Genomic DNA, 19923 nt, shown 5'->3' with positions numbered 1-19923 from the left:
TGAACAATGGGGCGATAACTGCCTGAAGTTCAAGGTGAATGGAGATTATTTTTTTAAAATCAATATGTTATCTTGTGAGCAAAAAATGGGCAGAAGGTGAAAACCCTTCGTTCCTGTATCCGTTTGCCATCTTGTTCACATCGTTATCAACAGGTTATCCACAATTTTTGTGGAAAATTGGTCGCGGTTGTAAAAAACGTCTTCATTCCCGGCTGTTGTGCGGCTCAACCCCCTGCCTCCCCCGCTTTCGCCTCCTCCCACAGGGCCTCCATCTCAGCCAGTGATGCATCCTTGAGCGCCACCCCGCGGTCGTGAAGCGTTTCTTCGATGTGGGAAAAGCGGCGGGTAAAACGCTCAATGGTCTTGCGGAGCGCCTCTTCGGGGTCCAGGGCGAGGAATCGGCCCAGGTTGACAATGGCAAACAGGAGATCGCCCAGCTCAGCCTCCATGCGCTGCTGGTTCCCCGCGGCCATGGCTTCTTCGAACTCCGCAAGCTCCTCCATCACCTTGGCATGCACTTCGTCGACGCGGGTCCAGTCGAAGCCGACCCGGGACGCCTTCTCCGTGACCTTCTGCGCCCGCATGAGTGCCGGCAGGTGGGCCGGGACGCCGGCCAGGGCCGAGCGACGTTCCTGAGCCTTTTCCTTCTGCTTGATCCGCTCCCAGTTTTCTATCTGCTCGTCGCTGGTACGGACCACCTGATCGCCAAAGACGTGGGGGTGGCGCGACACGAGTTTTTCCGCCAGCGTTTCCAGTACGTCCGCCATGGCGAACGCTCCCCGCTCCTCGGCCACCACCGCGTGGAAGACCGGTTGGAGCAAAAGGTCGCCCAATTCTTCCCGAAGCATTTCCGGAGATCCGGCATCAATGGCTTCGATGACCTCGTAGGCCTCTTCGAGCAGATAGCGCTTGAGCGACTCATGGGTCTGTTCCGCGTCCCACGGGCATCCTCCCGGTCCGCGCAACCGCCGCATGATTTCCATGATCCTGCCGAAGCCGGCCTGTTCGTCCGTCATGGTGTTTGTTCCTCCAGGCAAAAGGGCACCCGTTCGGATGCCCTTGCACGCGTTCGCTTCACTCTTTCCTACTTACCCTTCAGATAGCTCGCCAGGAAGTTCCGCTTGTAGTCGGCAAAGCGCCCTTCCTCGATGGCAGCACGTATCTCCGCCATCATGTTCAGATAGAAGTGGACGTTGTGGATGCTCGCCAGGGTTGCGGAGAGTATCTCGTTGGCGTTGAAGAGGTGGTGGAGGTACGCCCGGGTGAAGTTCCGGCAGGTATAGCAGGTGCAGTTGGGGTCGACGGGGTAGAAGTCGCGCCGGTAGTTACGATGGGTCAGTCGAATTTTCCCCCTGTTGGTGAAAAGGGTGGCGCTCCGGGCATAGCGGGTCGGGATCACGCAGTCGAACATGTCCATCCCCCGCTCCACGCTCTCCAGGATATCCTCCGGCAGTCCCACCCCCATGAGGTAGCGGGGCTTGTTCTCCGGGAGGAACGGGGCCGTGTACTCAACTACCTTTTTCAGCAGTTCAAGCCCTTCGCCCACCGATACGCCTCCCACGGCGTAGCCGGGGAAGTCGAGCTGGACCAGTTCCCTGGCGCATTGGGCACGCAGGTCCTCGAATACGCTCCCCTGAACGATGCCGAACAGCGCCTGGTCCTTGCGCGTGTGGGCCTTTTTGCACGCTTCCGCCCACCTTATGGTCTTGCGGGTCGATGCCGCCGCGTACTTTTTGTCGCAGGGGTAGGGGATGCACTCGTCAAAAGCCATGATGATGTCGGCGCCCAGCGCTTCCTGGATCGCCGTGGCCCGTGCCGGGTCGAGGAACACTTCTTCGCCGCTCACCTCGTGGCGGAAGAAGACCCCCTCGTCGGTAATCTTCTTGTTGGGCAGCGAGAAGACCTGGAAGCCGCCCGAATCGGTCAGAATCGGTCCGTCCCATCCCATGAACCGGTGCAGGCCCCCAGCCTTGGCGACAAGGTCCTCGCCGGGGCGCAGGTGAAGGTGGTAGGTGTTGGAAAGGATGATCTGTGCTCCCGTCTCTTTGACCTGGGAGGGCGTCATCGCTTTCATGGCCGCGTGGGTGCCGACGGGCATGAAGATGGGGGTTTCGATGGTGCCGTGGGGGGTCGTGAGTGATCCCCGCCGCGCAGATGTTCTGGTGTCTTTTTTAATTAATTTGAATTTCATGTTGCCTTTTTGGGGAGGTTGTATTACAACTTCGCGAGAATATGGGCTTTTGTTAACGTAACGTGCTGCTTTTCCGTGCAGTTCAGCTCTGGTTGTATCAGACTGGCCGCTGAAATGCAACGGGGCCGTGCCCGCGCTCGCCGAGACCCCATCCATCCTCTGTCCGGCAGGCGACATGGCCTCACTGTCCCGGCCTGCCGGGCCACGTTTGTTGTCAACAGCCCTGAAAGCAGACGGAAACTGGCTTCGCGCTCTTTTAAACGATACTTTTCTATTGCTTTTTCCTAAAACGACGTTTAGTATACAGTATACAGTATAAAAATGAATAAATACTAATGTAAGAAGCGTGTTCCGGCATCAGGCTTCACTAAATCCTTGCAGGGGAGGTATCTATGGACAATTGTAAGGAGTGGCGGGCGCCGCCCGGAATATCTGCGTTTTTTCGTGAGGGCGCCGCGGTCCGGCTGTGTGCCGGCCGGCGGTACGTGGTCTGAACCCAAAGAACAACTATCTACACGCAAAGGGAAATTATTATGCAACTGTTCACGAGTTCTGTGGGAAGAAAAGTCCTGATGGCGATTACCGGCCAGGTCATGGTTCTGTTCGTCATCGTCCACATGCTTGGCAACTCATCCATCTTCATTCCCGGAGGCATCAATGCCTACGCGGAGCACCTGCATGCCCTTCCGCCTCTTGTCTGGGGCTTTCGTCTCGTCATGCTGGTTGCGGCAGGCATTCATATCCTGTTCGGCATCCAGTTGAGCCTTGAGAACCGCGCCGCCAACCCCGACACCTATGCGGTCAAGAACTACAGAAGGGCCACCATGGGGAGCCTGAGCATGCTGTACACCGGCCTCCTTCTGCTGTCCTTCATCATCTATCACCTCCTCCACTTCACCATCCGCGCTACCCCCGACATCAAGATCGGCGTAGACAGCCTGGGCCGCATCGATGTCTTCGGCATGGTGACCAACAGCTTCTCCCATGGCATCATCGCGTTCATCTACATCGCGGCCATGGTGGTTCTGTTCCTCCACCTCTCCCACGGGATCCAGAGTTTCTTCCAGACCATGGGGTGGAACAATAACAAGTCACTTCCGGTGTTCAACAGAATCGGCATGGTCGCCGCAGTGGTTCTTCTCCTCGGCTATGCGACCATTCCGTTCGTCATCGTCACCGGCATTCTGAAAGGTTAGGGGGTTCATAGTGATACTCGACGGAAAATGTCCGACAGGGCCAATTGAGAAAACGTGGGACAAGCACCGCTTCGACATGAAGCTGGTCAACCCCGCCAACAAGCGCAAGTACAAGATCCTCGTCGTCGGGACCGGCCTTGCCGGTGGTGCAGCCGCTGCATCGCTGGGGGAGCTTGGTTACAACGTGGAAGCGTTCTGTTATCAGGACAGCCCGCGCCGCGCGCATTCCATCGCCGCCCAGGGCGGTATCAACGCTGCCAAGAACTATCCGAACGACGGCGACAGCATCTACCGTCTTTTCTACGACACCATCAAGGGTGGCGACTTCCGCGCCCGTGAAGCCGACGTCTGGCGTCTGGCCCAGGTGTCCAACAACATCATCGATCAGTGCGTGGCCCAAGGCGTACCCTTTGCCCGCGACTACGCCGGTTATCTGGACAACCGCTCCTTTGGCGGCGCTCAGGTATCCCGTACCTTCTATGCCCGGGGCCAGACGGGCCAGCAGTTGCTGCTGGGCGCCTATTCCGCCCTTGCCCGGCAGATCAAGGCCGGTACCGTCAAGATGTTCCCCCGCACCGAGATGCTCGACCTGATCATTGTTGACGGCGAGGCCAAGGGGATCACGATCCGCGATCTGGTGACCGGCGAGATCCGCACTCACGTGGGCGATGCGGTTGTTCTCTGCACCGGCGGCTATGTGAACGTCTTCAACCTCTCCACCAACGCCATGGGGTGCAGTGTTACCGCTGTCTGGAAGGCCCACAAGAAGGGTGCTTTCTTCGCCAACCCCTGTTACACCCAGATTCACCCGACCTGCATTCCGCAGCACGGTGACAAGCAATCAAAACTGACCCTCATGTCCGAGTCGCTCCGTAACGACGGCCGCTGCTGGGTGCCCAAGAAGCAGGGCGACAACCGTGCGCCGGGCCAGATTCCAGACGAGGACCGCGACTACTATCTGGAGCGGAAATACCCCTCTTTCGGAAACCTGGCACCCCGTGACATCGCATCCCGCGCGGCCAAGGAGCAGTGCGACGACAACCGCGGCGTCGGACCGGGCGGACGCGGCGTCTATCTGGACTTTGCCTCCTCCATTCAGCGCCTTGGCGAAAATACTATTCGCGAGCGTTACGGCAACCTCTTCGAAATGTACGAGAAGATCACCGATGAGAACGCCTACAAGGTCCCGATGCGGATCTATCCGGCCCCCCACTACTCCATGGGCGGCCTCTGGGTCGACTACAACTGCATGAGCAACGTGCCGGGCCTCTTTGTCCTGGGCGAAGCCAACTTCTCGGTGCACGGAGCGAACCGCCTCGGCGCCAGCGCCCTCATGCAGGGGCTTGCCGACGGCTACTTCGTCATTCCCTACACCATCGCCGACTACCTGGCCCGCATTGCCCCCGGCAAGGTCAAGGCGGATAACCCCGAGTGCAAGAAATCGATCGACGATGTCAACAACGACCTCAAGAAGTTCATGTCGATCAACGGCAAGAAAACCGTCACCGAGTTCCACCGCGAACTGGGCAAGATCATGTGGAACAACGTCGGCATGGCCCGGAGCGAGGAGAGCTGCAAGGAGGCTCTCAAGGTCATCCCGCAGATCCGTGATGAGTTCTGGAAGAACGTGAAGGTTAGCGGCTCCGGCGCCGAGTTCAACCAGCAGTTGGAGAACGCCGGCCGCGTGGCCGACTTCCTGGAGTTTGCCGAGCTCATGACGCTGGATGCCCTGCATCGCAACGAGTCCTGCGGCGGTCACTTCCGGGTCGAGCACCAGATGCCCGACGGCGAGGCCAAGCGTGACGACGAAAACTACTGCTATGTCGCCGCATGGGAATTCAAGGGGGTTGGCAAGGAGCCCGAGCTTCACAAGGAGCCGCTGAAGTTTGAAAACGTCCACCTTGCGATAAGGAGCTACAAATAATGAGCCATCATGACAAGAATATGACTCTTACCCTTCATGTCTGGCGCCAGAAGGGGCCGAAGGACCCGGGGAAATTCGAGGTCTACGAGGCGAAAGACGTCAGTCCCGACCAGTCGTTCCTCGAGATGCTCGACGACGTCAACGAAGAACTCATCAAGCAGGGGAAGGACCCCATCGCCTTCGATCACGACTGCCGCGAGGGCATTTGTGGCATGTGCTCCCAGGTCATCAACGGCGTTGCCCATGGCGGCATGGATCGGACAACGGTGTGCCAGCTCCACATGCGGATGTTCAAGAATGGCGATGCCATCTACATTGAGCCGTGGCGTGCCCGCGCATTTCCGATCGTTAAGGATCTGGTCGTTGACCGGACGGCCCTTGACACCATCATCCAGGCCGGCGGCTATACCTCGGCCCACACCGGAGGGGTTGCCGACGGCAATGCCCTGCTCATTCCGAAGGGCGATGCCGATTACGCCATGGACGCCGCCGAGTGTATCGGCTGTGGTGCCTGCGTGGCAGGCTGCCCCAACGGCTCGGCCATGCTGTTCACCTCTGCCAAGGTGTCACAGTTGGCGGTCCTGCCCCAAGGCAAGGCCGAAGCTGCCCGCCGCGTCAAAGCAATGAGCGAGGCCCTTCAGGAGTGCGGTTTCGGCAACTGCACCAATCACTACGAGTGCCAGGCTGCGTGCCCCAAGGGGATCGACGTGAAGTTCATCGCCACGCTGAACAGGGAGTATCTCAAGTCTCTCTGCAAATAGCGGGCGCGCAGTGGATTTTGCACGCTGCGACAAATGAACGGAAGGGGCGGATTGACAATCCGCCCCTTTTTTTGTACACCGCTGGGGACGGTAGTGCCGGGCCGGTGAAGATGTCCCCGGCGTCTCCCGTGTCCCGTCCTGCGAAGGAATTCGGAGGTGTTGTGGTCAGCACCACGGCGTTGTTGATACAGGCGTGGCCGGGAAGCCCACAACTCCGGCGGTGGTTGACGGGCTGGAACTATCCGCGCGGGATGCGACTCTGCTGTAGGAGTGGTGATGGGGGCTGTCATTGATATAACTTTTGTGAAGCTCCTGCTCTCCGGGGTGATCCGGGGGAGCGTGCGTGACCCGTATGCCCTGTACCGGTGTCGTGAACACTTTCAGGCGTGGCTCTTGCGCCTCTCAGGCTGCGGCGGTGAGGGGTGCCCCCGCTGCCGGGAGGGGAGTTGCGCTTATGGCAGTGCATTTCTCCAACCGCTCGGCAATGATCCGGCCACGGTCAGGCGCCATCAAAAACCACCGGTTCCTTTTGCCTTCACGTTCCCGGTTCTGGGAGATCGGCCGGAGTTCGAGGTTGGGCTTACCCTTGTGGGGACGGCGATCACCCATGCCTCCCTTCTCGTGAAGGCTTTTGCCGGAATGCTGGGGGATCGCGGTTTCACCGGCGTCACAGCCGAACTCGCGCGTGTCGAGTCCGCAGGGTATTTCGGCGAGCGGAGTCCATGTCTGACCGATGAGGGCGCAACTGCAGGCGCGGGGCCCACAATCCTCTCAGGGACCGGGCTTATGGACAACCGCATCCTGGGAGAAGCCCTGTCGCTTTCCTTCGTTACTCCCCTGAAGATCATCCAGGATGGTGCACCGCTGCAGAGCTTTTCGTTTTCCGTGTTTGCCCGTGCGCTCATGAGGCGGGTATCGGCCCTTGCATCAGCCTATTGCGACCGGGAGATCGATGACGATTTCAGGTGGCTTGCGCAACTGAGCGCCAACGTGAAGCCCATCGGTCAGGCCGTGCGGTGGACCGACTGGCGGGAGGCGGACCGGCGCGGGCGCTATGGAGGACTTGTCGGCGATGCGGTTTTTGCCGTGAACGATGTGGAGGAGTTCATTCCCTATCTGTTGGTGGGAGAGTATCTCGGCGCGGGGAAAGGGGCTCCCTTCGGCATGGGCCGGTTTCATCTGCTCGGTGACGTCGGCTGATCTTGCATTGCAGGCCGTGTGTGATAGGAATTAACAGACGTTGGCGCGCTCTCGCCACACGGGAGCCGGACAGCGTATGATCAGGAGGTGGATGAATGGGGCAGTCGGTCTGGAAACCGATACTCTGGATGCTTGGCCTGCTGGTGGTATTCAACCTGATTTACACCTATGTTGCCCGCCAGTCCGTCGATGGCGGCGCGGTCGTGTCCTACAGCCGGTTCCGGGCCGAGCTGGCGGCTGGCAACATCAAGCGCATCACCATCAAGGGCACCACCATTACCGGTGAGTTCCGCAGCAAGGTGACTGTGGACCAGCCTGCGGGTGAAAAGACCGTGGCTCGGGAGACGGCCAGGTTTTCCACTGTCAAGCCTGGTATCGACGATCCCTTTCTCATGGCGGACCTTCAGGCAAAAAATGTCGAGGTGACCGCAGTGACAACGGAAACGTCGCCGATTGTCAGCGGGCTTTTCTATGTGCTGCCGTGGATACTGATCATCGGCGTCTGGTGGCTGGCCATGCGGGGGATTCGGGGGCAGGGACCCTCCTCGGTCATGGGAAATTTCTCCAAGTCGGGTGCCAAGATGTACACCCCCAGTGCCAAGGTGAAGGTAACCTTCGATGATGTGGCCGGCATGGAGAACCCGAAGATGGAGCTGAAGGAGATCGTCGACTATTTGCAGGATCCGAAAAAGTTCCAGCGAATCGGCGGCAAGGTGCCCAAAGGAGTGCTCCTGGTGGGGCCTCCGGGCACGGGAAAGACCCTCCTGGCCCGGGCCGTGGCGGGGGAGGCGGACGTTACCTTCCTGAGCATCTCGGCGTCCCAGTTCATCGAGATGTTTGTCGGCGTCGGCGCCGGACGGGTGCGCGATCTCTTTGCCACGGCCAAGAAGTCGGCTCCGAGCATCATCTTCATCGACGAGCTGGATGCGGTGGGGCGCAGCCGCGGTGCCGGACTCGGCGGGGGCCACGACGAGCGGGAGCAGACCCTTAATCAGCTCCTCTCCGAAATGGACGGGTTCGACTCCCTTGACGAGGTGATCGTCATGGCAGCCACCAACCGGCCCGATGTTCTGGACCCGGCGCTCCTTCGTCCAGGCCGGTTCGACCGTCACGTGGTCATCGACCGTCCCGACTGGCGTGACCGGGAGAAAATCCTCCATGTTCACACCCGCAAGGTTCCCCTCGACAAGGATGTGGATCTAGCCATCATTGCCCGGGGAACACCCGGCATGGCCGGCGCCGACCTGGAAAACCTCGTCAACGAGGCGGCCATCCTGGCGGCCCGGGAGAACGCAGCGACCGTTACCATGGATCATATGGAACGGGCCAAGGACAAGGTCCTCATGGGCGGGGAGCGGAAGATGTTCATCACGGAGCAGGAGAAGCGGATTACCGCCTATCACGAGGCCGGCCATACGATCGTGGCCAAGCTCCTGCCTGGTACCGACCCGGTCCACAAGGTGACCATCATCCCGCGGGGGCAAGCCCTTGGGGTAACCCAGCAACTGCCCGAGGACGACCGCTACCACTATCCGAAATCCTATCTCATGAACCGCCTGTCCGTGGCACTCGGCGGCAGGCAGGCCGAGCGGGCCGTGTTCGGCGATCTCTCCACCGGTGCCCAGAACGATCTCAAGATGGTGAACGACCTGGCGGTGAAGATGGTCTGCCAGTGGGGCATGAGCGACAAGATCGGCGCCATGACCTTCAGCCGCGGGGAGGAGCATCCGTTCCTCGGGCGCAAGCTGGCCGAGGAAAAGACCTTTTCCGAACAGATGGCATGGCTCATTGATCAGGAAATCGCCGCAATCATCAAGGAGGCCGAGCAGAAGGCCGATGACGTCATTGCCAACAACCGCGGCAAGCTCGATGCGCTGGTGGATGCCCTCATGGAAGAGGAAACCCTGGACGGCAAACGCATCGACGAGGTCCTGGCCTCCGTGTCGTGAGGGGTCAGTAGATTATGATGTAGCCGTGGTCCTGGGCTATCTTGGATATCTCAAGAGGATCGCTGATGATGTAGCTTTTGCCTTCAAGCGAGAAGGCGTAGGTGCCGTCATCGTTTTTGACTGCGCTGTCGACGAGGGTTTCAAAGAGGGCGGTCTTGATTGTTTCCATGATTGGCCGGCTCCTTCCATGATACAGTTTCCGGCCGGCATGACGCTGGCCGTTTGTTTTCTGTATACCGTCTTCTCCCCGGATTTGTAAACGGATTTTACCGAAAGCGAGGACTTCATGAAACAGAAGCGTTGCAGCGGCATCCTGCTCCATCCGACCTCCCTGCCGGGCCCCGGTGGTATCGGCTCGCTGGGGAAAGAGTGTCGCCATTTCATCGATTTTCTCGAAGAGGCGGGGCAGGGTCTCTGGCAGGTCCTGCCGCTGGGACCCGCGGCCTATGGCAATTCCCCCTATTCCTGCTATTCGGCCTTTGCGGGCAACCCCCTGCTGATCGACCTGAGGGCCCTGGTGGAAGAGGGGGACCTGGAGCCCGAGGAGGCCGTGGCGGAGTTGTCGGACGGTCAGGTGGACTTTCCGGCAGTTGAGGCGTTCAAGTCGAGGGCGCTCCGGACCGCCGCTGCCCGGTTCCACGTCCACGGCGACCCGGAGCGTAAGCGGGAGTTCTGGCACTTCTGCGATACCACCCCCTGGCTCCACGACGCTGCTCTGTTCATGGCTCTCAAGGAGCATTTCGGCGGCAAGAGCTGGAACGCCTGGCCCAAGGGCATTGCCCGCCGCGAACCGGCGATGGTCGAGAAATATTCGGTGCGGCTCGGCGTGGCCATCGGTGAACACAAGTACATCCAGTGGCAGTTTTCCCGCCAGTGGCGACATGTCAGGGAGTATGCCAGTGGCAAGGGGATCGCGGTTGTCGGCGACATCCCCATCTTTGTGGCCTTCGATTCAGCCGATGTCTGGACAAATCCGAGTCTTTTCAAGCTGGATGACAAGGGCAAGCCCACCGTGGTAGCCGGGGTTCCGCCGGACTATTTCAGCAAGACCGGCCAGCGGTGGGGAAATCCCCTCTATAACTGGGATGCCATGGCCGCCGATGGATTCCGCTGGTGGATCGAGCGGTTCCGCGGCTCATTCGCGCTTCACGACGTGGTCAGGGTCGATCACTTCCGCGGGTTCGAGGCGTGCTGGGAGGTGCCGGCCAAAGAAAAGACGGCGGTCAACGGCCGATGGGTCCCCGCTCCGGGGACGGCACTCTTCGATGCCGTCATCGGGGCGGTGGGATCATTGCCGATCATTGCCGAGGACCTGGGAGTCATTACCCCGGCCGTGGAGGAACTGCGCGACCGTTACCGTTTTCCCGGCATGAAGATCCTTCAGTTCGCCTTTGACTCCGGCCCGGGCAATCCCTACCTGCCTCACAACTTCACCCGTGACTGCGTGGTCTACACCGGCACCCACGACAATGACACCACTCATGGCTGGTTTCAGAGCCTCTCCCCCCGGGAGCGCCGCGAGGTTCTGGCCTATACCGGCACCACGGGCAAGGATATCCATTGGGAGCTAATCCGTCTCGGCATGGCCTCGGTGGCCGATATGGCGATTTTTCCGCTCCAGGATGTCATGGGACTCGATGGGGCGAGCCGGATGAATCTTCCCGGCACGCCCCACGGCAACTGGTCGTGGCGCTACAGTGAAGGTATGCTTGCAGAGAAGCACGCAAAAAAACTTCTCGAATTAACCGTGCTTTTTGGAAGAAAGTAGTTGATTGAATGTGGTGGTTGGCAGGGTTCTTTTTGTTGACATGTTAGGTGTGGTATATATACTGTGTTGTGACGAGTAACTATACTCCTGTTGAGGGGTAACGTCGCATGCGAAAGGAGAGTTCCATCATGTCCGACATCCCCAAAGGCTTCGATACCCTCGCACTCCACGCCGGCCAAGAGCCGGATCCTGCCACGCTGTCGCGTGCGGTTCCCATTTACCAGACCTCTTCCTATGCGTTCCGCAGCTCCGACCACGCGGCCAATCTCTTCGGCCTCCGGGAGTTCGGCAATATCTACACGCGGATCATGAATCCGACCTGCGATGTGCTGGAAAAGCGCCTGGCAGAACTTGACGGCGGAGTAGGCGCGCTTGCCCTCGCCTCGGGGCAGGCGGCAATCACCTATGCGGTGCTCAACATCGCCGGCGCCGGGCAGAATATCGTCTCCACCAGCTATCTCTATGGCGGAACCTACAACCTCTTCCACTATACTCTGCCCAGACTGGGGATATCGGTCCGGTTCGTCGACACCTCTGACCCTGAAAACGTCCGCCGGGCCATCGATGAGAACACTCGCCTGGTCTACACCGAATCGGTGGGGAACCCGAAAAACAACGTGGACGACTTCGAAGTCATAGCCCGGATCGCCCATGGGGCGGGAATCCCGTTCGCGGTGGACAACACCGTGACCACTCCGTACCTGTTCAAGCCCTTTGACCATGGTGCCGACATCGCCGTCTATTCCCTCACCAAATTCATCGGTGGCCACGGTACGAGCATCGGGGGGGCGGTGGTAGACAGCGGGCGCTTTCCCTGGAACAACGGCCGGTTCCCCGAGTTCACTGACCCGGATCCCTCCTACCACGGGCTGCGCTACTGGGAAGCCCTGGGGAACCTCTCCTACATCCTCAAGATGCGGATCACGCTCCTGCGCGATATGGGGGCCTGCCTCGCGCCGTTCAACGCATTCCTCTTCCTCCAGGGGCTGGAAACCCTGCCGGTGCGCATGGCGCGCCACGTGGAAAACGCGCGCAGGGTTGCCGAATGGCTGGAGCGGCACCCCCTGGTCACCTGGGTCAACTATCCGGGCCTGCCCAGCCACCGGGACCACGGCAATGCCGGCAAGTACCTCCCCAAGGGGGCCGGCGCCATCATCGGCTTCGGAGTCAAGGGAGGGCTCGATGCGGGCAAGAAGTTCATCGACAGCGTGAAGCTTCTGTCGCACCTGGCCAACATCGGCGATGCCAAGTCCCTCGTCATCCACCCGGCGTCCACCACGCACGAGCAGCTCACCGATGAAGAGCGCCTCTCGGCTGGGGTAACTCCGGATTTCATCCGTCTTTCTGTCGGCATCGAGGATGTGGCCGACATCATTGCCGACATCGATCAGGCCCTGCATGCCTCCCAATCCTGAGCCCACGTGTGCAACTCCGCCCTGGAACGGCCGTTGGGCCGTCTCCGGGATGCTGCCGGCGCTTCCCCCAGCGGACGGGGCTCCGTGAACATCCTGGCCCACTTGGCATTCTCCGGGGACGATCCGGAGATCATGGCCGGCAACCTCATGGGGGATTTCGTCAAGGGGCCCCTGGCGGGCCGCTATCCTCCGCGGCTCACGCTGGGCCTGGAGCTCCACCGGGCCATCGACTCCTTTGCCAGCGGGCATGAGTCGTTTACCCGGAGCAAGCGGCTGCTCGACCCGTTCTTCGGTCACTACCGGGGGGTGCTGGTGGATATCTACTACGACCATTTCCTCGCCGCGGAGTGGGAGCACTACCGCGTCGAGCCGCTCCACTCCTTTATCGCGCGTGCCCGTGCGATTGCCCTCGGGTTCGCCCACCTCATGCCCGGGCGACTGGTTCAACTGCTTCCCCCCATGTTCGATGAATGGCTTCCCTCTTACGCAGACACTGCCGGGATCGGCCGGGTGCTCCGCCGGATGTCGGCGCGGGTCGGGCGGCCGAATCCCCTTGCCCTGGGCGAAGGGGAACTGCTCCGGTGCCACCGGGAGCTCAGGGGGGACTTTCAGCAGTTCCACCCGGCCCTTGCCACATTTGTGGTCGACTTTCTCGCCCGTCGCGGGTGACGCCCCCTGATTGTCCCCTACCGGTGAAGCGGCTCTACTACGTGCATGTCAGACCGATTGTCCTGCAGTCGCGCCGGGATGTGTGGCGGACGGTGCCGGGCTGTGGCAATATCAAAAGGGACATGCGCTCGATGAGCGGATGTCCCCTTGTGTGCGGGACGCGTGTGCGTACCGTATGCATTCAACGCTTGTAGCCGACAGCCCTCAGGAAGTCCCTGCGTTGCTGCCGGTCGTCGTCCGTCTCCACTCCCTTGGGCGGATATCCGTCGATGACCCCCAGCACTCCCCACCCCTGGGAGGTGGACGCCACGATGACCTGGAGGGGATTGGCGGTGGCACAGAAGATCCGGCAGACTTCGGGGCAGTTCTTGATCTGGTTCAGGATGTTGATCGGGTAGGCATCCTTCAGCAGGATGCAGAAGACGTGGCCTGCTCCGATGGCCTGAAGGTTTCTGACACAGGTCCGGATCAGTTCCTCGTCGTTTCCCTCGGTGCGGATCAGGCAGGGGCCCGAAGCCTCGGTGAAGGCGACGCCGAACCGGGCCTGGGGAACAGTGGTGGCAACGACCTCGTACAGATCCTCGGCCGTCTTGATGAAGTGGGTCTGCCCAAGGATAACGTTGCAGTCCTGGGGGATATCGATCTTGATGGCGTGGATTTCCAGGTTCATGATGGCCTCCCGGTATCACGGGTTGCTGGGGGTATGATTAGCAACAACTATAAAAAGTCCTGCGATGATGTCAATGCATCCCCGGAACGTTCAGGGAGTTCACCACACACGAAAGCCCGGCTCACAGGCCGGGCCTTCTTTTTCGTCCGGTGCCGCATCAGGGCACTTCATCCCAATCCGTCGGTCGTACGTTCACGGGCTGCGCCCACGCGCTCCTTGCGGGACCACGGGGGCGGGGGGCCGATCCGGTTCGCCTTTTTCAAGAGGTTGTCACGCTCCTGGCGGATGGCATCGCAACAGCGTCTGCAGCGTCGTCCGTGCGGCACCGAAGCTGTCAAAGAACATCCTCTTTCAGTTACATACTACACCCATTGTCCTGAACCGTCAAAGGCACCGTATCCGTGAAGCCGCGCCGGACTGTCATTTGTACGCCATGGTGCACTGGCTCGGGGCGCGGCTTCGGCAGGGGAACCTTGCGCGCCGGGACGTTTCACGGTACGATGCTGGGGTGCCCGTGCCCCGTGGGCGTTCGCCCCGGCTCCCGGGTGGCTCCCCTGCCGCACCCATCCCAGCGAGAGGTCCATGAATGGCCACTGCCGAGCGCCGCTCGATACTCTGCCCGAACTGTCGCCGCCTCATCAGCCGTGATGAGCCGTCCTGTCCCTACTGCGGCACCTCCCGTCCCGGGTCGTGGCTGAAGAACAACCCCTTCACCAGGAGTGGGGGCGACGCGGACAGGATCATCACCATCATCCTGACGGTCAATGTCATCATGTATGTGGCGTCGCTGCTGGTCGACAACCGCCCGCCAGGGCAGGGCGGGCTCTTTTCGGCCCTGTCGCCGGGGCGCAACAGCCTGCTGCTCCTGGGGGCCACCGGCGTGGTGCCCATCGACCGGTTCGGCCGGTTCTGGACGCTCCTGTCGGCCAACTACCTCCACGGCGGCCTGCTGCACATCTTCTTCAACATGATGGCCCTGCGGCAGATCGCCCCGCTGGTGGCGCGCGAATACGGCACCTGGCGGATGTTTTCCATCTATACCCTCGGCGGGGTGGCCGGTTACGTGGCATCCTACCTGGCCGGCACCGGCTACACCATCGGTGCGTCGTGCGCCATCTGCGCCCTGATCGGTTCGCTTCTCTACTACGGCAAGAGCAGGGGCGGGCTCTACGGCCAGGCGGTTTTCAAGGAGGTCTGGGGATGGGTGGTCGGTCTCTTCCTGTTCGGCCTCGTTGTGCCGGGGATCGACAACTGGGGGCACGGCGGGGGAATCCTGGGGGGAATCATTATGGCCTTCATCCTCGGCTACCGTGAACGGCGCAGCGACAATCTCTTTCACACCTTCCTGGCCGGTGCCTGCGCCCTTGCCACGGCCGTATCGCTTCTGCTCGGTTTTCTGAGCGTCTACTACACCTTCAGGGGCTGAGGCGAGCCCGGGGCTTCAGTGCCACAGGCCGTTCAGGTGGCGGCGCGGCACGCGGCTCACCTCCGCCATGTGGTGAGGGACGCACGGCCCGCCGTCTTCGGGGCAGACCAGCATGCTGTCGTCCGGGTACATCTCCCGCACGATCTCTTTCAGCCTTTTGATCCGTTCATCGGTTACGGGATGAGTCCTGAGCAGGGACGGCTCGATCCCCTTCATACCCGGCAGCCGGCTTTTTTTCAGGACTCTCTGCTGATACTCCTCCAGCTTGCCCAGGGCCGAGGCGAGCCCCGCCGGGTCGCCGGTGAGCTTTGAGCCGGAGAGGTCCGCCTCGAACTCGCGGGTCCGCGACAGGGAAAGCTGGAGCAGGGCGCTGATGATGGGGGCAAAGAGCATGAGCATCAGCGGGATCCACGGCAGCGACCACTCCCCCAGGATCAGCAGGGGGAGGTTGAGGATGACCAGTAGCTGTCCCATCAGCGAGATGAGGCGGGTTACGCGGGTCACCACGTCGGCGAAACTCATGACCCAGGTGTCGCTGTTTCCGATATGGCTGACCTCGTGCCCCAGGACGCCGACAAGCTCCCGGACGGTCAGAAGCCGCAGCAGGCCGTCGGTTACGGCCACTGAGGCTCCCTTGCCGCTGCCGATGGAGAAGATCAGGGGGGCGGAGCTGGGAATATAGTGGATGCGGGGGGGCTCCGCCAGGCCGGCGCGGCGGGAAAGCTGGTTAACGATAGCGTGAAGTTGGGGGGCCTCGGCGACGGAGAGGGGCTTTGCCTTGTACATCCTGAGGACGAGGGCGGGAAGGACCCTCAGGCTCACCACCAGCGGGATGATTCCCACCAGGAGCGTCCATGCCATGCCGTAGACGCCGGCAAAGAGCCAGCCGAGGGTGAGAAGAAGCCCCACCATGCCCGCCACGAGCACCATGGACTGGATGAGGTTGCGCAACCTCTGGGCCAGCATGGGGCTACACCGCGGCCTGTGGGCGCGACGCGAGGAACGCGTTCAGGTCCCGCTCTCCTTCGGAAAAATCCTCCAGGGAGATGACGGCATCTTCCACCCAGTCGCGGGTCTTGTAGTAGAGCTTGTCATAGTAGTGCCGGATCAGGCCCTCCATGAACGGTTCCATTTCCCAGCGGTCCAGGTGGCCCTTGATCGCTTCGTAGTTGTCGCCGCCGAGCTTTTTTCTGATCCGCTCCAGGGCGCCGGCCATGCCGTCGCGGTACTCGGTGCGGCCGTACTCTTCCGTGAGGCGGGCCACCCGGGTGGCCACCGACGCCTCGCACCACAGCTTCACGCTTCCCCGCATGACGTCGTAGAGGTTGCCCGGCAGGGTGAGCCTGCCGATGCGCCTGCTTTCGCCCTCCAGCAGGATGGGGCAGCCGGCAGGCAACCGGCGGAAGGCATCCCAGAGGAGGGTTTCGAACCGTTTCTGGGAGATGTCCTGGCGAAGTCCCAGTTCGCCGAAGGCCGATCCCCGGTGGCGGGCGAGTCCCTCCAGGTCGACCACGGCATGGCCGGTCCGTGCCAGTTGCAGGAGGAACGTTGTCTTGCCCACGCCGGTCATGCCGTGGAGGACAACCAGCGGCGCGGGCGGGGTAAAGGGCTCGAATGACGACAGAACCAGGTGGCGGAACGCCTTGTGGCCTCCCTGGAGCTGGATCGCGTCGAACCCTGCCAGGTCGAGGATCGACACGACGGTCTTGCTCCTGAGCCCCCCGCGCCAGCAGTAGACGAGAATGGGGCGGCCTGCCGCGGCCCGGGCAATCTCCTCCACCATGGCGGGAAAGCGGTGGGCAGTCAGGTGCAGCCCCCGGTGGCGTGCCTCCAGGGGGCCGGTCTGTTTGTAGAGTGTGCCGATCTCCACCCGTTCCTCGTTGGTGAGGAGCGGGACGTTGATGGCGCCGGGGAGATGGTCTTCCTCGTATTCGAGGGGAGTCCGGACATCCACCGCCAGGTGGGTGTCGAGCAGCGATTCATGAAACGGTGTGGTTTTGATCACGTCATTCTCCTTGCAAACCACAGCATTATACGGGGGGAGCCAGGCCAATTGCAAGGACGGCGCGCCACCACGTGCGGGATGGCCGGGGAGGGGTGCATTCTCTCTGTTTCTGCCCGGGACGGGGCCGTCGTGAGCCGTTCCATCGGTGGTGCAGATGGTTTTAGTCGGTCAAAATGCTGTTGACAAATGGGCGCGGAACGTTAATCATCCCCAGTGATTGCACGGCAGGAGGCCCGGTTCGCACAGGGAGGCGGCGGCACTGATCCGGGAGGTGTCCAAGATGGATAAAAGGCGATTCACGCGCGTTCCCTTTGTTGTTTCTGCAACGGTTACTCGCGGCGAAATCTCGTTCACTGGCGAAGTGGTCGACCTGAGCCTGAACGGTATGTTCGTGAAAACGGAGGAACAGCCGGCCATCGGCGAGGAGGTGGAGGTCGTCATCTCCCTGGCCGAGGGAAGTCCATCCCTGAATGTGGAACTGGCCGGCGAGGTGGTCCGCGCCGATGCGAGCGGCGTTGCCATCCGCTTTTCGCGCATCGAGGTCGATTCGTTCATCCACCTGCGCAATATCGTGGAGTACAACACGCCCGAGCCGACCCGGGTCATGGACGAGTTCGCCGACTACGTGGAAGATCGGCTCGGCCGGAAGTGAGGACCAGTGTCGCCGGGGCAATCGTTCCTTGATTTTTACCCCCGGTCGTGCTAATAACAGGCTGTTTTATTTGTAGTAAATATGTTTGAATGTCACTAAACAGGGAGGTGCTATGACAGCCCAGTACTCCGCCGAATTCGAGAAGGCCCTGCAGGTCGGCCGCCCCCCCAATATCCGGGCTCTTTTCCCCAACTCCAAGGCCCTCATCGTGAGCGGCAAGGTTGTGGACCGGGCCATGCTCGCCAAGGGAAAGGCCATCGCCATGGCCGCCAACGGCCGCAACTACTTCGTCATTCGCGGAGCACTGATGGCCGCCCAGCGGGCCAACTGCCCGCTCATCATCGAAATCGCCAAGTCGGAGGGGGGCCAGAAGGCTTACTGCGCCGTCAATTACTGGAACATGGCCCGCATCGTCGACGCCCTCTGCAACGAGCTGGGGATCACCGTGCCGGTGGCCATCCACGCCGACCACTACGGCATCAAGAACGAAAAGGACCTGAACGCCGCCAAGGTGGAGATTCCGACCATGTTCGAGGCGGGCATCACCTCCATCGCCATCGACGCCTCCCACCTGCCGGACGACCGGAACCTGCTGGCCAACCTGGCCATCAATCCGTTCATCCCGTCCTGGGCCGGCCTTGAGACCGAGGTGGGCGAGATCAAGGGGAACACGGGGCTCTCCACGGTGGACGAGGCGAAATTCCTCATTCAGGGGCTCAATGCCCACGGCATCTTCCCCGACTGGATCGCCCTGAACAACGGCACCACCCACGGCCTGGAGGCGTCGGATGCCGGTATCCAGGTGGGGCTCACCGCCGAGATCCACAAGGCCCTGGAACCCTACCGGGTCAACGGGGCCCAGCACGGCACCTCGGGCAACAGCTCCGAGCGGCTCCGGGCCATCGCCGATGAAACCGCCACCACCAAGGCCAACGTGGCCACCGCGCTCCAGATGATCTCCTGGGGGCTTGAGGTGAACGATTACGGCAATGCCCAACTGGATGCCGACGGCAATTTCATCAAGAAGCCCGATGCCGGCATGAGCGACGAGCTGTGGGCCGAGATGGTGGCCCATGCCGAAGGCAAAGGCTGGAAGAAGGGGGACTACAAGAACCTGAACCTTCCCTTCGAGAACAAACTGCTGGCGCAGCCCAGGGAAATCCGCGAGCGGATGGCCAAGGGGGTCGAGGAGTTTGCTTACAAGATGATGACCGAGGTGCTCAATGCCCGGGACACGGCACCTTATGCCATGGAGGCAATTCTCTCGGCCGGTTCCCACGACGTGGGGGCAAAGGGGAGCCGCATAGAAGATCCGGCCCTCTGGACCGAAGCCCGGATCATCGAACGGGCCAAGTCAATTGTGGGCGACAAGGGCGCTGAAGGAGATTTCGACGACTAGCACCCCGCAGCCAGGGGCGTGAAAGGGGGGCAAAAGCCCCCCTTTTTCCGTTGTCGCTCCGGAGCAGACCATGACAAATCTCAGTGTGTTTCTTGTCTCCGCCATTCTCGTCACCATTGCGCCGGGGCCCGACATCATCCAGGTCCTCACCCGGGGGGTAAGCCAGGGGCGGATGGCCGGCCTGGCTGCCGCGGCCGGTTTCAGCACCGGTTGCATCTTCCACACGACCCTGGCGGCGGTGGGGGTGTCGACCCTCATCCGGTCCTCCGACGTGGCATTCACCCTGATCAAGCTTGCCGGGGCCTGCTATCTGGTCTACATCGGCATCGGGGCGCTGCGGAACCGGGGGGCATCCCTGGTGGGCGAACCGGCCGGCTTCGACGCCCTTGGGGCCATCTACCGCCAGAGCATCGTGGCAAACATCCTCAATCCCAAGGTAACCCTCTTTTTTCTCGCGTTCCTTCCCCAGTTCGTGTCCCCCGCGTCGGCCACTCCGGGCCTTCAGCTCATGGGGCTCGGCATCATCTTCATGGTCGTCACCATCATCATCTTCGGCTCCGTGGCCCTTTTTGCGGGGCTCATCGGGGACTGGCTCCGGCGTCGGCCCGCCGTTGCCGGACGGCTCCAGGCCCTGGCCGGCGTTACCTTCATCGGCCTCGGCATCCGCGTGGCATTGCCCGATGTCCGCTGACCCCTCT

At 61.4% G+C, this 19923-nt stretch carries 18 protein-coding genes; 12 read left to right on the top strand and 6 right to left on the bottom strand.

The genetic code is table 11. The annotated features are described in order from the left end of the window. Positions 1-224: 224 nt before the first annotated feature. Both mazG and tgt read right to left on the bottom strand, forming a co-directional pair. Entirely contained in the window at positions 225-1016 is a 792-nt protein-coding gene (gene mazG / locus AC6CDK_RS05655; RefSeq protein WP_066357663.1) for a nucleoside triphosphate pyrophosphohydrolase, read from the bottom strand. 68 nt (positions 1017-1084) lie between these two features. Further along, the gene (gene tgt, locus AC6CDK_RS05650) at positions 1085-2191 is read right to left on the bottom strand and encodes a tRNA guanosine(34) transglycosylase Tgt (protein WP_039645654.1); all 1107 of its coding nucleotides are present in this window, start codon (positions 2189-2191) and stop codon (positions 1085-1087) included. A gap of 533 nt (positions 2192-2724) precedes the next feature. Here tgt and AC6CDK_RS05645 point away from each other — a divergent pair. The 5 genes from AC6CDK_RS05645 to ftsH all read left to right on the top strand — a co-directional run bounded on the left by AC6CDK_RS05645 (position 2725) and on the right by ftsH (position 9221). Continuing rightward, the gene (locus AC6CDK_RS05645) at positions 2725-3387 is read left to right on the top strand and encodes a succinate dehydrogenase cytochrome b subunit (protein ID WP_039645652.1); all 663 of its coding nucleotides are present in this window, start codon (positions 2725-2727) and stop codon (positions 3385-3387) included. Between the two features lie 10 nt (positions 3388-3397). Beyond that, on the top strand, positions 3398-5311 hold the full coding sequence (locus tag AC6CDK_RS05640) for a fumarate reductase/succinate dehydrogenase flavoprotein subunit (protein ID WP_039645650.1): 1914 nt from the start codon (positions 3398-3400) through the stop codon (positions 5309-5311). Continuing rightward, positions 5311-6072, top strand: a complete 762-nt coding sequence (locus AC6CDK_RS05635; protein WP_039645649.1) for a succinate dehydrogenase/fumarate reductase iron-sulfur subunit — start codon at positions 5311-5313, stop codon at positions 6070-6072. Before AC6CDK_RS05640 ends, AC6CDK_RS05635 begins: the two co-directional genes overlap by 1 nt. Positions 6073-6348: 276 nt before the next feature. Continuing rightward, positions 6349-7272, top strand: coding sequence for a CRISPR system precrRNA processing endoribonuclease RAMP protein Cas6 (gene cas6 / locus AC6CDK_RS05630; RefSeq protein ID WP_066357662.1), 924 nt, complete (start codon positions 6349-6351; stop codon positions 7270-7272). Between the two features lie 95 nt (positions 7273-7367). Then, entirely contained in the window at positions 7368-9221 is a 1854-nt protein-coding gene (ftsH, locus tag AC6CDK_RS05625) for an ATP-dependent zinc metalloprotease FtsH (RefSeq protein ID WP_192905557.1), read from the top strand. Between the two features lie 4 nt (positions 9222-9225). Here ftsH and AC6CDK_RS05620 read toward each other — a convergent pair whose 3' ends face one another. Then, on the bottom strand, positions 9226-9390 hold the full coding sequence (locus tag AC6CDK_RS05620; protein WP_052269427.1) for a hypothetical protein: 165 nt from the start codon (positions 9388-9390) through the stop codon (positions 9226-9228). A 117-nt stretch (positions 9391-9507) separates the two neighbouring features. On the opposite strand from AC6CDK_RS05620, the gene malQ reads away from it, so the two are divergent. The 3 genes from malQ to AC6CDK_RS05605 all read left to right on the top strand — a co-directional run bounded on the left by malQ (position 9508) and on the right by AC6CDK_RS05605 (position 13073). Then, a complete protein-coding gene (gene malQ, locus AC6CDK_RS05615) occupies positions 9508-10989 on the top strand; it encodes a 4-alpha-glucanotransferase (RefSeq protein ID WP_039645643.1) in 1482 nt (493 codons plus the stop codon). Positions 10990-11117: 128 nt separating this feature from the next. Continuing rightward, on the top strand, positions 11118-12404 hold the full coding sequence (locus tag AC6CDK_RS05610; protein ID WP_066357661.1) for an O-acetylhomoserine aminocarboxypropyltransferase/cysteine synthase family protein: 1287 nt from the start codon (positions 11118-11120) through the stop codon (positions 12402-12404). An 84-nt stretch (positions 12405-12488) separates the two neighbouring features. After that, on the top strand, positions 12489-13073 hold the full coding sequence (locus AC6CDK_RS05605) for an acyl carrier protein phosphodiesterase (RefSeq protein ID WP_039648293.1): 585 nt from the start codon (positions 12489-12491) through the stop codon (positions 13071-13073). Positions 13074-13254: 181 nt separating this feature from the next. Here AC6CDK_RS05605 and AC6CDK_RS05600 read toward each other — a convergent pair whose 3' ends face one another. Continuing rightward, positions 13255-13743 carry an adenosine-specific kinase gene (locus AC6CDK_RS05600; RefSeq protein WP_192905556.1) on the bottom strand — a complete coding sequence of 163 codons (489 nt, stop codon included), beginning with the start codon at positions 13741-13743 and terminating at the stop codon, positions 13255-13257. A gap of 586 nt (positions 13744-14329) precedes the next feature. Between AC6CDK_RS05600 and AC6CDK_RS05595 the strand changes: the two genes are divergently transcribed. Further along, complete coding sequence (locus AC6CDK_RS05595; RefSeq protein ID WP_066357658.1) at positions 14330-15169, top strand: rhomboid family intramembrane serine protease; 840 nt, start codon at positions 14330-14332, stop codon at positions 15167-15169. Positions 15170-15184: 15 nt separating this feature from the next. On the opposite strand, the gene AC6CDK_RS05590 is transcribed toward AC6CDK_RS05595, so the two are convergent. Next, on the bottom strand, positions 15185-16135 hold the full coding sequence (locus AC6CDK_RS05590) for a zinc metalloprotease HtpX (RefSeq protein ID WP_192905555.1): 951 nt from the start codon (positions 16133-16135) through the stop codon (positions 15185-15187). Positions 16136-16139: 4 nt separating this feature from the next. Then, on the bottom strand, positions 16140-17174 hold the full coding sequence (gene mnmH, locus AC6CDK_RS05585) for a tRNA 2-selenouridine(34) synthase MnmH (RefSeq protein WP_039645633.1): 1035 nt from the start codon (positions 17172-17174) through the stop codon (positions 16140-16142). A gap of 280 nt (positions 17175-17454) precedes the next feature. Here mnmH and AC6CDK_RS05580 point away from each other — a divergent pair, with 280 nt between their 5' ends. The 3 genes from AC6CDK_RS05580 (at position 17455) to AC6CDK_RS05570 (ending at position 19916) form a co-directional block, all read left to right on the top strand. Then, positions 17455-17826, top strand: a complete 372-nt coding sequence (locus AC6CDK_RS05580; protein ID WP_039645631.1) for a PilZ domain-containing protein — start codon at positions 17455-17457, stop codon at positions 17824-17826. Between the two features lie 112 nt (positions 17827-17938). Next, complete coding sequence (locus AC6CDK_RS05575; protein WP_039645629.1) at positions 17939-19225, top strand: class II fructose-bisphosphate aldolase; 1287 nt, start codon at positions 17939-17941, stop codon at positions 19223-19225. A gap of 70 nt (positions 19226-19295) precedes the next feature. Next, positions 19296-19916 (top strand): LysE family translocator, encoded by a 621-nt coding sequence (locus AC6CDK_RS05570; protein ID WP_192905554.1) that lies wholly within the window; start codon positions 19296-19298, stop codon positions 19914-19916. Positions 19917-19923: the final 7 nt, after the last annotated feature.

This window comes from Geobacter sp. PheSNFMC (assembly GCF_059620965.1).
The sequence above is the reverse complement of the archived record's forward strand: the minus strand, read 5'-3'. Positions and strand labels throughout refer to the sequence as shown.